Raw genomic sequence first — 11,376 nt, forward strand, 5'->3', positions numbered from 1 at the left:
CGCGAGGTTCGCCATGACGCTGTTCACCACCGACTACCTGGAGTACTACCTGACACTGGTGTCCTGGGTAGTCCACAACGGCATCTGGTCGGTGCTGGTCGCCAGCGGCATGTTCGCCGTCCCGTTCCTGGCGATCGTCATCCAGGAATGGTTGAAGGCCCGCGCGGAAGGCGCGGACGAAGGCAACAAGGGCGTGCTGTCCTCGGCTCGCATCGAGAACCGCGTCTTCGTCGCCATCGTGGTGATCATGTTCGCGGGCATCCCCTTCATCGACGTCGATCTCAACACCATCCGCTACGACCGGTCGCGTTCGACCCAATGTCAGGTAAGCGTCCCGGAGCCGACCGATACCGGCTGGTCGCAATCGTTCAGCACGATCAACAACCAGTCGGCGAAGGTGCCGGTGTGGTGGTTCGCCATGCACGCGATCTCGCGCGCTATCACCGGCGCCTCGGTCGCGGCCATTCCCTGCGGCACCGACCTGCGGCAGATCCGCATGGACATCGACGCGACCCGCATCGACGATCCGGTGCTGGCCCAGGAGGTCAGCGACTTTACCCGCGACTGCTATGGCCCCGCCCGCGCCAAGCTGTTCATGACCCGGCCCAGCCTGAGCGAGGAGCAGATGCACGACGTCACCTGGATCGGCTCCAGCTACTTCGTCGGCACCGCCGGCTTCTACGACAGCTACCGCTCCAGGACACCGCGCGATGCTTGGCCGTTCGACGCCACGCGCGACGCTGGGCTGGCCCAGGTGCCCGGCGGGGGCGGCTACCCGACCTGCCGGCAGTGGTGGTCCGACGGCGGCCATGGCCTGCGGGCACGACTGCTGGCCCAGGTCGATCCCAACCTGCTGACGCGATTGGCGGGCTGGGCAGGCTTCCTGAGCCAGGCCGAGGTCAACGACTCGGTGATCCGCGCTATCGCAAGCCCTCGCCAGCAGAAGCTCAACCAGGGGGCGGTCTACACGGACTACGGTGGCCAGATCGACATGACGCTGCCCAACATCGTCACTCGTGCCGTCAGCGACGTGGGGCTGACCGTCGGATCACTGGGCTATTTCCCGGCGATGGACGTGGTGCGGCAGGCGCTGCCGATGGTGCTGTCCCTGCTCAAGATGGCGCTGGTCATCTGCATCCCGCTGGTGCTGCTAATCGGCACCTATGACCTCAAGACCATGGTCACGGTGAGCGTGGTGCAGTTCGCGCTGTTCTTCACCGAATTCTGGTTTCAGCTCGCCCGCTGGATCGACTCGACGATCCTGGATGCGCTCTACGGCTGGGGGTGGGGCTGGAACCGGCCGCACACGAACTTCGATCCGCTGGTGGGCCTCAACAACACCTTCGGAGACATGCTGTTGAACTTCGTGATGGCCACGATGTTCTTGATCTTGCCCACGTTCTGGGTGGCGGCATTGGCCTGGGCTGGTATCCGTGCAGGCAACGTGCTTCAAGGATTGAGTACTGGCACGCGGGATGCCGGACAAGCCGGTGGCAGGGGCGGCGGCTTGATGATCGGTGCGGCCAAGCAGAAATAGCTCCAACCGCCGGTTCAATCGTCTTCGAATCGTGGATCTGGGTCATCGCTGTAGTTGATGGGGTCGTAGGCAAGGCTTTCACGATGATCCAGCTCTTCGGCCTTGCGTCCGAGGAAATCATCGTCGCCTTGCGGCGCTTGCTCCGCCATCCTGGCTGCCACGACGAGAGCGACCGGCAACAGCGCCGCCCAGACCGCGATGTACAGCAACACCCCAAGGGTCGCCAGCTTGACCCCCCAAGATCAGCACCGCTACACCGCCCGCCGGCAGTCCTTGCGCCATCAGCCATCGATGCACCCGACGCTCCGCGCGCAGCCAACCGCGCCATACGCTGCCCAGCCAGCGGCCGAGTCGCGCTGCGGTGGTCATGCCTGCGGTGTGCTTCATGGTTGGCTACCTCATGGTCGTTCCACGGTCGTTGGGCAAGGCCGTGCCGGTTTCCTTCATGCCTGCCGCGCCGCGAATGCTTCGGCGGTCATGATCAGGCCGGGAAAGTCCTCTCGCATGGCGAGAATGTCCGCATCGCCCGTGATCAATGCATCCGCCTTGCCGACATGCGCGAGCACCAGGAACACCTGGTCCTTCTCGTCGCGGCAGACCGGCAGGTCTGGCCATGGCGCTGGCAGTTCCACCACATCGGCGTAGGGCAGGAAGTCCGCCAGCAACTCCTGCTGTTCCAAGTTCGACAGCTTGAACTTGGGATAGGCCAAAACGCGCAGCAGTTCACTGGCCGTCTCCCGGCAGACCAGCGGCTGCAACTGCTGTTGCTGCCAGGCATGGCGTATCCAGGCCAGGCGTCCTGCATTGAAGACCAGCGCCGACAGCACGATGTTGGTGTCGAGCACGACCCTGCGCATCAGCGCCGCGCCCAGGCCACGGCATCCTCGACGTCCTGCTCGGTGATCCCGAGTTGCTCCAGCTTCTCGCGCACGGCCTGGGCCTTCTGGACCCGCACGGGGGTCAGGACGATCCGACCGCCTTCGACGGTCACGTCGAAGTACTCCGCCGCATCCACGCCGGACACGGCCGCCTTGGGCAGCGTGATCTGGTTTTTCGAAGTGAGCTTGGCAAGCATGGGAAGCCTCCGTAAGTTTCAAAGGAAATCTTACTTCCTTACTTCATTCCCGACAAGCATGCCTTCGGGCGCATGGATTTCAGGACCTGCCGTGCTTTCAGCGCCGGTTGAAGCGGCCTGATCCGGTGAAAACACAGCGCCTGTTCCGATCCCCGATCCTGGAGCGCATGGGCTCCGCATTGATTGCGGCACACGAAGCCAACTGCCCCTATACCAAAGGGCTTGTCGAAGGCCAAAGGGCTGGGGAAGGGGCAAGGGAATGGCCTCAACGGGAAAGGCCCTACCCGAAAAGGCCAAAAGGCTCCTCCGGCCAGCCCATCACCAGGATGTCGCCATGCTTTCGCTGTTCCAGCGCAAACGGGTGCCGCTGGCCAACGCCGCGGCGCCGCCTCCCGTCGAGCCTGCCAAAGGGTTGACCCGGCCGCAGTCGGCCACATCGCTGCTGGCGGAGCCGCGCCGGCAGCGATTGCTGGAACACATCTGGCAGCGCACCTCGCTGTCGCGTCGGCAGTTCCGCTCGCTGTACCTGGCGCCACTGGAGCGCTACGCCGAGCTGGTCCAGCAGTTCCCGGCCTCGGAGGCGCATCACCATGCCTGGCCGGGCGGCATGCTGGACCACGGCCTGGAGATCGTGGCCTACGCGCTCAAACTGAGGCAGTCCCACTTGCTCCCGGCCGGCGCCTCGCCCGAGGCCCAGGCCGCGCAAGCCGAGGCCTGGACCGCCGGTACCGCCTACGCCGCGCTGCTGCACGACATTGGCAAGATCGCGGTCGACCTGCACGTCGAGCAGGCCGATGGCCTGGTCTGGCACCCCTGGCACGGGCCGCTGCGGCAGCCGTACCGCTTTCGTTACCGGACGGATCGCGAGTACCGGCTGCATGGCGCCGCCACTGGGCTGCTCTACACCCGTGTGCTCGATGCCGGCATCCTCGACTGGCTGAGCGACTACCACGATCTATGGTCGGCGCTGCTCTACGTCCTGGCGGGCCAGTACGAGCATGCCGGCACGCTGGGCGAGCTGGTCGTCAAGGCCGACCAGGCATCGGTGGCCCTGGCGCTCGGCGGTGATCCGGCCAGGGCCATGGCGGCGCCGAAGCATGCGCTGCAGCGCAAGCTGCTGGATGGCCTGCGCTACCTGCTGCGCGAGGAGTTCAAGCTGAACCAGCCCGGCGGCCCGTCGGATGGATGGCTGACCCAGGACGCACTCTGGCTCGTCAGCAAGACGGTCAGCGACAAACTGCGCGCGCATCTCCTGTCGCAGGGCATCGAAGGCATCCCATCGAACAACACCGCCGTCTTCTCGGTGCTCCAGGACCATGGCATCGTGCAGCCCGCCCCGGATGGGAAGGCGATCTGGCGGGCGACCGTCACGAGCGGCACCGGCTGGTCGCACAGCTTTACCTTCCTGCGCCTGTCGCCGGCCTTGATCTGGGAGTCGGGCGAGCGTCCCGCACCGTTCGCCGGCACGGTCACGACGGAAGAGCCCCTCCCTGGCGATGAGGCAGCGCCGGGCTCCGACGGCATCCCGGCCACCTCACCGCCCCCTGGGGTGGCGGATTCCCCGGCCGGGCTCGCGGACCCGGTCTCCGATCTGCTGTCGATGCTCGATGCATCCGGCGCAGCCACCGCCGGTGCATCGTCCGCCGGCGCGGAACCGCCGTCACCATCCGCCGGAGCAACTGTGACAGTGACCCATTCGGCGCTGACCGGTCCTGCCACGATGCCGGCTCCCGCGAAGGCCACGCCGTCCGGGGAAGCCTTCATCGCCTGGCTCAGGCAAGGCATCGAGTCGCGCAAGCTCATCATCAACGATGCGAAGGCACTGGTGCATACCGTCGATGGCACGGCGTACCTGGTCAGCCCCGGCGTCTTCCAGCGCTACGTGCAGGAACATCCGGAGATCCAGGCGCTGGCCCGACAGGACGATCTGCACGACTGGCAATGGGTGCAGAAGCGCTTCGAGAAGCTGGGGCTGCACCGCAAACAGGACAGCGGCCTGAACATCTGGACCTGCGATGTCACAGGACCGCGCAAGTCGCGGCGGTTGCACGGCTATCTGTTGGCGGCGCCTTCGGCATTGTTCGCGGAAGTCCCGCCGGACAACCCCTACCTGTCCCTGGCGCGCGGCTAGGAGTCTCCTCGCCACACACGGGCAGCGCACCTGCCGACCCTATGTCTTGCATCGTCGATACCCCCTCATGCTCGATGGGCGACCCAACCCTTGAAGGTGAACGCGCAATAGAAAAGGTCGATGTCCGTGAATCCAGCCTCGCGGAGCAGATCGACATCCTGCACGGGCGAAAGCACGGGCAGCCGTTCCTTGATCGCCGCGATGCTGCCTTCGGCTTGACGCACGGGTACGCCGGAAATAGCCGCGAACACCGTATTGCGCGAGAGCCATCTGTCCCGACCGGGATCTTCGCCGGGAAAGCTGTGATGCGCGACGACAAGGGGCGCACCGGGCTTGAGTCGCAGGTGCATCTGCTGCAGCGTCTTCAGGCGCTCGGCTGGAGGCAGGAAATGCAATGTCAGCAGGCAGGTCGCGCCATCGAAGGGCCCCTTGGGGGCGCTGTCGATATAGCCCTCGTGCAAGCGCACGTGAGGCGCCATCGGGCCCAGGATCGTGCGGGCGAGTTCGAGCATCTCTGCGGAAGGATCGACGCCGTCGAACTGCCAGCCGGGCTGCATTTCAGCGAGGGCCTTCAGTTCCAGCCCGCCGCCGGCGCCGAGCACCAGGATGCGCGCGTCGGCCGGTGCGCGTTCGGCCAGCAGCACGCCCGCCATCCGGTGCAGGTCGCACAGGCCCGGCACGATCCTCGCGGTTCTTTCCGCATAGCCCGATACAGCCGCCGGGTCGGAGAACGACGTCATAGAGCGCGGCTTTCCGCTTGCGCTGGCTCGATCGTCTCGGGCCAAAGCAGTGATCGGTGAATGTGAAATCCCGTCATGGCCCCGTTGCCCACGGCCAGCGACACCGAATGAGGAAACCGTGCCGCGTCGCCGCAGGCAAAGACCCCAGGCACCGAGGTCTTGCTCTCGGCATCCGTGCGGATCTGGATGCCCATGGGCGTTTCTTCCAGTGCACAACCGATTGTCTCGGCCAAAGGGCTGGAGGGGGCGGTTCGCGTTACAACAAACATGCCCGCAAAGCTCAGTCGCCTCCCATCCACCATCGTCACGTCGGCATGTCCCTCGATCCTGTCGATGCGGGCCTCGTCGATGACCACGCCTCGGCGTTCCAAAGTGGACCTGATTTCCTCGTTGAGTTCCAATGCACCGTTGACGAGCAAGGTGACATCCCCCCAATCCGTGAGCAGTTCAGCCTGATGGATGGACATCGGGCTGGCACCGACGATGCCGATGCGTCCCTGTCCAAGTTCATAGCCATGGCAGTACGGGCAGTGAAAAACCGTCTTCCCCCAGCGTTGCGCGAGTCCGTCGATGGCTGGAAGCTGGTCGGTCACCCCCGTCGCCAATAGAATGCGTCGCCCCAGGTGCGACTCGCCATCGGCCGTCGTGACGGTGAATTCGTCCGCCTGCCCGGCGACCGCTTCCACCCGACCTTCAAGCCAGGTCAGCGTTGGATAGGCCTCGAGCTGGCGGCGTGCGTTTGCAGCGATTTCACCTGGCGGCACACCATCCTGGCCGAGAAATCCGTGTGAATGGCTGGCGAAGCGGTTGCGCCGCTGGCCCGCATCGATCACCAGCACTGACCTGCGTGCGCGCACCAGTTGCAGGGTCGCGGCCATGCCTGAGTAGCTTCCGCCGACGACGATCACGTCGTGATTCATGATTTATTCCTTGAGTGTCGTAAGGCCGCATGCCGGCGTGCGAAGTCAGAGGCCAGATCGGCAAGGGTGATTTCCGAAAACCGCGTGAGCAGCAGCGCCTCGGCTTCGGCAAACGTGCCTTCGAGTGCCGCATTGACCGTCTGCTCGACCAGACACTCCGGTGTCTCGTTGCGGTTGCCGATGGCAAACGTCGCCGGCTCTCCCAGGGCTTCGTGCAACTGACGCAGGGTGACGCTGCCAAGGTCGGCGTGGATACGCCATCCTCCTGCGTGGCCTCGTTCGGAGGTGACGATTCCCGCTTGCCGCAGGTATCCCATCGTGCGTCGAACGACGACCGGGTTGGTTCCCAGGCACAGCGCCAAGGTTTCCGAGGTAACGGGTCCATCCTGCTCGGCCATGTGCAGCAGCGCATGCAGGACAGACGAGAGGCGGCTGTCTCTTTTCATGAAACAAATGATGTTACGAAAAAGGCCGCGTGTCAAATGCGAGGTGGCAATGAACACCTGGCAAGTCACAGCCTTGACGTACAAGAACGTTGTTGACACCTCACCGCCATGACGGCATGGCTATTCGGTGCCGCTCTCTTCCTCGGACAGTTGCGCCTCGGTCGCGGCCATCAGCGTCGCGGCCGAGCACCCCAGCCCCTTCGCGATCCGCAGGATCAACACCAGCGTGGGCATGTGCTCGCCGCGCTCGATCTTGCCCATGTGCGACCGGGCGATGCCCGCCTGTTCCGCGAGCACCTCCTGCGCCAGCCCCTGCGCGGACCGGGCCTCGCGCACGGCAACGCCGAAAGCGCGCGCTGGCTCGCTTTCATAGGTTCTTGTCCCTGCGGGTCTCCCGCGTTGCACCGATCGCTTCTGCATCAACAGAAGCGTCACGCGCAAAGCGAATCTAAACCACGTTAAACTTATCTCATCGACCGGTCGCGCCCGGTTTTTCCCAGTGTCGGCGTTGTGCAGGTGACACGATGATCGCTCCCGATCCCTTGAACATTGCCCTGTCGGACTGCCTGGCCTATCCCCGGTTGTCGGTGCCGATGGCGGAACATCGCCGGCGCCATCCGGACCACCCCATTCGCCTTCATGAAGAACGCCTGGTGGATCTGCATCGAGGACTGCTCGCGGGGGCCTTCGAGGCAGGCCTCTGCCAGTCGCCCGCAGCACCGGAAGGCATCGATGTGCGCCCCGTCTGGCGCGACACGCTGGCATTGGCCGTGTCGGCCCATCACCCCTTGCTGGCCTTCGCGTCAGTGTCCCTGGAGCAGGCGGCCGACCACCCTTGGATCGCCCTGGATGGGCGCGGCTGTGTGGGCTACTGCGGGCAGATCGACTCACTGCTGACGGCGGCCGGCGTCGTTCCCTCGGCCGTCACGACGGCCACATCGTTCGGGTTGATGATGACCTTGGTGGCCGCCGGCTACGGCGTCTGCCTCGCACCCGCCGCCCGCATCGAGGGTCATCGTTCCCTTGGCGTTGTCCAGCGTCCCTTGCAAGAGGGCGCGCTGACGCTCACCACGTACTTCCTGAGCCGTCGTAGTACGGACAGCACCCACCTGGAGCCGTTTTTCCAAGCGCTCCAGGCAAGCGCCTGACCGAACCTCGGCGCGACCCTGGCTTGATCAATCTCCGGCCGTCGCTTCGGCGGCATCGGCAGCGACGGCTTCGCGCACCAGCCGCTGCACGCTTTGCCGGACCGGCTCAGGGAACTCGGTCGTCACGACTGGCTCGCTCGCCTGCGTGCACTGTGCGGCCACCAGCCGCGCGGCAAGGTGCAGGTTCGTTGGGTTGACGGCTTCGATGGCCGGCCGTGTCCCGAGCGCCTCGTACGAGCGCAGGAGTGCGTGGTAGATGTCCCAGGTGTCGATGCCCCGTGGCAGTTGCTTCAGCACGGACTGGACCAGCCTGCGCTTGAGCGGATCGAGCTGCCAGTCTGGCACTCGCTGCCCGCGATGCCCCATGTGGATCGACAGCAGGTTGCCGGCCTGGATCTCGTAGGTGATCCAGCGGCGCGACTTGCCCGCGAGCCTGGCGTAGTCCGCCACTGAGAGGTTGTGCGGCGCCTCGAAGGTCTCCAGCACTTGCTGGCGTTCGCGCTGCACCTCCGACAGGCGCGGCCGTGCGTACTCGGGCATGCGCACGGCCGACAGCCGCTGCACCGATGCCGGCGCTTCGGGTTGGCCGGGCGCCGGCGCGGTCACGATCAGTTGCGGCGCGGAGAGGTCGACCACCGGCGGCTGCGCGGCCGCCTGGCCGGCGATGGTCGGCAGGCCCTGGAGCGTGATGGTCAGATGCCGGCTGGCAACCTCGACCTGGTTCTGCTCGAACAGGTCCAGGCGATCGGCCCAGTCCTGCATCATGACGCGGCGCTGCTCGACGTATTCGGCATGGTTGTAGGTCGCGCTGATCCTGTCCGGGTCGGCATGCGAGAGCTGGGCGTCCACCCATTTCTTCGGGTACCCGAGTTCGTTCAGTGCCGTCGAGATCGTGGCACGGATGCCGTGGCCGGTCAGCTGGTCCTCGTAGCCCATGCGCTTGAGCGCCCCGTTAAACGTGTTCTCGCTGACGGGATGCTTGAGGCACCAGTCGCCCGGGATCAGGTAGACCTGGGCCGGCTTGAAGTTGTCGAGCAGGTGGCGAACGATCTCCTGCGCCTGCACCGACAGCGGCACGATGTAGGGCGGGATGTCGATGAGACGCTTGCGCTTCTTCCTGGTGAGCAGCTTGCGCTGCTTGAGCCTGGCCACCGGGATGATCCACAGGCCCCGGTCGAGGTCGAACTGATCGGGCGTGGCGAAGCGCAACTCGCCAGTGCGCACACCGGTGAGCATCAACAGCCGCAAGCCCAACTGCGTGTTCAGGCGCCCGCGGTACTTGCGCAGTGTCTGCAGCATGACTGGCAGCTCGTGCATGCGCAGGAACGGGTTGTGTTCGACCGGCGGCAATGGCAGTGCGACCACTTCCAGGTCCCTGGACGGGTTATCGCCCATGTTGGGAATCGCCACCGTGGCGTAGGTGAACAACTGGGTGAACCAGGTCCTCAGCTTCTCGGCCACCGACAGCGAGCCGCGCTTTTCCACCTTGCCGATGATGTCCAGCAGGTGTGCGCGGGTGATCTCGTAGATGGTCAGGTGCCGCAGCGAGGGGAACACGTCTTTCTTGAAGACGCGCCCGATCTGTTCAAGGCTGGTCTGCCGTCCTTCCTCCAGCGAGAGCCGGCGATGGGCCAGCCATTGCTCGTAGACGGCCATGAAGGTGTGCTCGCCGGCCAGGACGATCGCGTGCCGCCTGCGCTTGCGTTCGCTGTGCGGATTGACGCCCTTGGCGAGCAGCGAGCGGGCTTCATCGCGAAGCGCACGGGCGTCCTTCAGCGAGAGCGCTGGATACGTGCCGAAGGACATGCGGTCGCGCTTGCCGCCCCACGAGAAGCGGAAGTGCCACGCCTTTGCACCGGTGGCTGAAACAAAGAGGGAAAGGCCGTCTGTGTCGGCCAGGGTGTACGGTTTGCCGGTCGCCTTGGCCTGGCGAACCGTGAGGTCCGAAAGCATGATCCCAACTCCTTGAAAGCGAGTTGAGTGCCATGTTTCCCATCGGGCCCCGGCTCCCCCAGCAACAATGCGGAACAGGGAAGCTCCGCATTGCGATGTACCACCTAATGTACCGGTTTTGACCGGCTGTCAGTGGATTTCGCTGGACGTCACTGGATCGAAGATTCTTAAAAAATCGAACCGTGACAATGACTTGCAACACTCCATGGACGTCCCTGGAACACCATGGAAAGTTGAAGTGGAGCGGGTGATGGGAATCGAACCCACGCTTGAGGCTTGGGAAGCCGCCGTTCTACCATTGAACTACACCCGCGTCGGTGTCGTGCCGCGCGCCGTGGCGCGGCAGAGGAAACGATTATAGCGCGAGGCGGGCGGGAATATGCCCAGCCCGGCCCGCCCACGCAGCGGCCGGATCAGTTCGCCTTGATGTCGGCTGCCTTCACCACCTTGGCCCAGCGCGCCAGCTCTTCACGGGTGTAGTCGCCCAGTTCCCTGGGGCCCATGAAGCGCGCTTCGGCGCCCTGCTCGGCAGCCTTCTGGCGGAAGGCGTCGGTCTTCATGATTTTCTCGATCTCGCCGGCGATCTTGTCGACCACGGGCTGGGGCGTGCCGGCCGGGGCATACATGGCGAACCAGGACGAGACGAGGAGATCGGGGTAGCCCGCCTCGGCGGCGGTGGGCACGTCGGGCAGCGAGCCCAGGCGCTGGTCGCCGGTGATGGCCAGGGCGCGCAGCTTGCCGGCGGCGATGTGGCCCAGCAGCGGCGGCGGCGTGGTGATGGTCATGTCGACGGCGCCGCCCAGCAGGTCGTTGAGCGCAGGGCCGGTGCCCTTGTAGGGGATGTGGGTGGTCTGGATGCCGGCCATCTGGTTGAGCAGTTCGGTGGCCACCTGCTGCAGCGAGCCGTTCCCGGAGGAGGCATAGTTGAGCTTGCCGGGATTGGCCTTGGCGTAGCCGACGAGTTCCTTCAGAGACTTGATGGGCAGGTCCGCGCGCACCACCACGACCTGCGGGGCGGACAGCACGTTGGCGACCGGCGCGAAATCCTTGATGGGGTCCCAGCCCAGGTTGGACATGACGTTGGGCGTGATGACCTGGTAGCCGGAATACTGCAGCAGCAGGGTGTAGCCATCGGGCTGGGCGCGGGCCACGGCCTGCGCGGCGATGCCGCCCGAGGCGCCGGGCCGGTTCTCCACGACGACGCTCTGGCCCAGCGCCTCGCCCAGGGGTTGGGCGATGAGGCGCGCGGCGATGTCGGTGGTGCCGCCGGCGGCGGCCGACACGATGAGCGTGATGGGCCGGCTGGGGAAGCCGTCCTGCGCGGCAGCGGGGCCTGCCGCCAGGCAGAGGGCGCCGGCGGCGGCCAGGAATAGGCGCAGCGGCCGGGAGAGGAAGCGTACGGGCATGGAAGTCTCCTTGGTTCTTA

General features: G+C 65.5%; 13 protein-coding genes and 1 tRNA gene. 3 read left to right on the forward strand and 11 right to left on the reverse strand.

All coding sequences use genetic code 11. The features are described from left to right. The first annotated feature begins 13 nt into the window (after positions 1 to 13). Positions 14 to 1,537: a conjugal transfer protein TraG N-terminal domain-containing protein gene (locus tag ACYBYQ_RS18030; RefSeq protein ID WP_459615801.1), complete on the forward strand. Its 1,524-nt coding sequence runs from the start codon at positions 14 to 16 to the stop codon at positions 1,535 to 1,537. A gap of 14 nt (positions 1,538 to 1,551) precedes the next feature. On the opposite strand, the gene ACYBYQ_RS18035 is transcribed toward ACYBYQ_RS18030, so the two are convergent. The 4 genes from ACYBYQ_RS18035 to ACYBYQ_RS18050 are packed head-to-tail and all read right to left on the reverse strand — an operon-like array spanning position 1,552 to position 2,612. Beyond that, positions 1,552 to 1,749: a DUF3742 family protein gene (locus ACYBYQ_RS18035; protein ID WP_459615802.1), complete on the reverse strand. Its 198-nt coding sequence runs from the start codon at positions 1,747 to 1,749 to the stop codon at positions 1,552 to 1,554. Continuing rightward, a complete protein-coding gene (locus ACYBYQ_RS18040; protein WP_459615803.1) occupies positions 1,655 to 1,924 on the reverse strand; it encodes a DUF3742 family protein in 270 nt (89 codons plus the stop codon). The genes ACYBYQ_RS18035 and ACYBYQ_RS18040 overlap by 95 nt, the downstream gene beginning before the upstream one ends. Positions 1,925 to 1,980: 56 nt before the next feature. Beyond that, positions 1,981 to 2,394: a putative toxin-antitoxin system toxin component, PIN family gene (locus tag ACYBYQ_RS18045; RefSeq protein ID WP_459615804.1), complete on the reverse strand. Its 414-nt coding sequence runs from the start codon at positions 2,392 to 2,394 to the stop codon at positions 1,981 to 1,983. Then, complete coding sequence (locus tag ACYBYQ_RS18050) at positions 2,394 to 2,612, reverse strand: AbrB/MazE/SpoVT family DNA-binding domain-containing protein (protein ID WP_006489017.1); 219 nt, start codon at positions 2,610 to 2,612, stop codon at positions 2,394 to 2,396. The genes ACYBYQ_RS18045 and ACYBYQ_RS18050 overlap by 1 nt, the downstream gene beginning before the upstream one ends. A 334-nt stretch (positions 2,613 to 2,946) precedes the next feature. On the opposite strand from ACYBYQ_RS18050, the gene mobH reads away from it, so the two are divergent. After that, positions 2,947 to 4,743: a MobH family relaxase gene (gene mobH / locus ACYBYQ_RS18055; protein ID WP_032958330.1), complete on the forward strand. Its 1,797-nt coding sequence runs from the start codon at positions 2,947 to 2,949 to the stop codon at positions 4,741 to 4,743. A 65-nt stretch (positions 4,744 to 4,808) separates the two neighbouring features. Here the strand turns inward: mobH and ACYBYQ_RS18060 are convergent, their stop codons facing one another. The 4 genes from ACYBYQ_RS18060 to ACYBYQ_RS18075 all read right to left on the reverse strand — a co-directional run bounded on the left by ACYBYQ_RS18060 (position 4,809) and on the right by ACYBYQ_RS18075 (position 7,269). After that, entirely contained in the window at positions 4,809 to 5,483 is a 675-nt protein-coding gene (locus ACYBYQ_RS18060) for a class I SAM-dependent methyltransferase (protein ID WP_459615805.1), read from the reverse strand. Then, complete coding sequence (locus ACYBYQ_RS18065; RefSeq protein ID WP_459615806.1) at positions 5,480 to 6,403, reverse strand: NAD(P)/FAD-dependent oxidoreductase; 924 nt, start codon at positions 6,401 to 6,403, stop codon at positions 5,480 to 5,482. The genes ACYBYQ_RS18060 and ACYBYQ_RS18065 overlap by 4 nt, the downstream gene beginning before the upstream one ends. Next, on the reverse strand, positions 6,400 to 6,849 hold the full coding sequence (locus tag ACYBYQ_RS18070; RefSeq protein WP_032972743.1) for an Rrf2 family transcriptional regulator: 450 nt from the start codon (positions 6,847 to 6,849) through the stop codon (positions 6,400 to 6,402). The genes ACYBYQ_RS18065 and ACYBYQ_RS18070 overlap by 4 nt, the downstream gene beginning before the upstream one ends. A gap of 120 nt (positions 6,850 to 6,969) precedes the next feature. Then, a complete protein-coding gene (locus ACYBYQ_RS18075) occupies positions 6,970 to 7,269 on the reverse strand; it encodes a helix-turn-helix domain-containing protein (RefSeq protein WP_027350562.1) in 300 nt (99 codons plus the stop codon). A 104-nt stretch (positions 7,270 to 7,373) separates the two neighbouring features. Between ACYBYQ_RS18075 and ACYBYQ_RS18080 the strand changes: the two genes are divergently transcribed. Continuing rightward, complete coding sequence (locus ACYBYQ_RS18080; RefSeq protein ID WP_032972513.1) at positions 7,374 to 7,997, forward strand: LysR family substrate-binding domain-containing protein; 624 nt, start codon at positions 7,374 to 7,376, stop codon at positions 7,995 to 7,997. Between the two features lie 27 nt (positions 7,998 to 8,024). Here the strand turns inward: ACYBYQ_RS18080 and ACYBYQ_RS18085 are convergent, their stop codons facing one another. The 3 genes from ACYBYQ_RS18085 to ACYBYQ_RS18095 form a co-directional block, all read right to left on the reverse strand. After that, a complete protein-coding gene (locus tag ACYBYQ_RS18085) occupies positions 8,025 to 9,950 on the reverse strand; it encodes a tyrosine-type recombinase/integrase (protein ID WP_062737768.1) in 1,926 nt (641 codons plus the stop codon). A 239-nt stretch (positions 9,951 to 10,189) separates the two neighbouring features. Further along, a tRNA-Gly gene (locus ACYBYQ_RS18090) sits at positions 10,190 to 10,263 on the reverse strand. Positions 10,264 to 10,363: 100 nt separating this feature from the next. Then, positions 10,364 to 11,356: a Bug family tripartite tricarboxylate transporter substrate binding protein gene (locus ACYBYQ_RS18095; RefSeq protein ID WP_459615807.1), complete on the reverse strand. Its 993-nt coding sequence runs from the start codon at positions 11,354 to 11,356 to the stop codon at positions 10,364 to 10,366. Between the last annotated feature and the right edge of the window lie 20 nt (positions 11,357 to 11,376).

This window comes from Bordetella sp. 2513F2 (assembly GCF_054642735.1).

Coding starts and splice junctions, on each gene's coding strand:
- ACYBYQ_RS18050 (WP_006489017.1), bottom strand. CDS start 2,612: ATGCTTGCCAAGCTCACTTCGAAAAACCAGATCACGCTGCCCAAGGCG.
- ACYBYQ_RS18095 (WP_459615807.1), bottom strand. CDS start 11,356: ATGCCCGTACGCTTCCTCTCCCGGCCGCTGCGCCTATTCCTGGCCGCC.
- ACYBYQ_RS18045 (WP_459615804.1), bottom strand. CDS start 2,394: ATGCGCAGGGTCGTGCTCGACACCAACATCGTGCTGTCGGCGCTGGTC.
- ACYBYQ_RS18040 (WP_459615803.1), bottom strand. CDS start 1,924: ATGAAGCACACCGCAGGCATGACCACCGCAGCGCGACTCGGCCGCTGG.
- ACYBYQ_RS18030 (WP_459615801.1), top strand. CDS start 14: ATGACGCTGTTCACCACCGACTACCTGGAGTACTACCTGACACTGGTG.
- mobH (WP_032958330.1), top strand. CDS start 2,947: ATGCTTTCGCTGTTCCAGCGCAAACGGGTGCCGCTGGCCAACGCCGCG.
- ACYBYQ_RS18060 (WP_459615805.1), bottom strand. CDS start 5,483: ATGACGTCGTTCTCCGACCCGGCGGCTGTATCGGGCTATGCGGAAAGA.
- ACYBYQ_RS18080 (WP_032972513.1), top strand. CDS start 7,374: ATGATCGCTCCCGATCCCTTGAACATTGCCCTGTCGGACTGCCTGGCC.
- ACYBYQ_RS18070 (WP_032972743.1), bottom strand. CDS start 6,849: ATGAAAAGAGACAGCCGCCTCTCGTCTGTCCTGCATGCGCTGCTGCAC.
- ACYBYQ_RS18065 (WP_459615806.1), bottom strand. CDS start 6,403: ATGAATCACGACGTGATCGTCGTCGGCGGAAGCTACTCAGGCATGGCC.
- ACYBYQ_RS18075 (WP_027350562.1), bottom strand. CDS start 7,269: ATGCAGAAGCGATCGGTGCAACGCGGGAGACCCGCAGGGACAAGAACC.
- ACYBYQ_RS18085 (WP_062737768.1), bottom strand. CDS start 9,950: ATGCTTTCGGACCTCACGGTTCGCCAGGCCAAGGCGACCGGCAAACCG.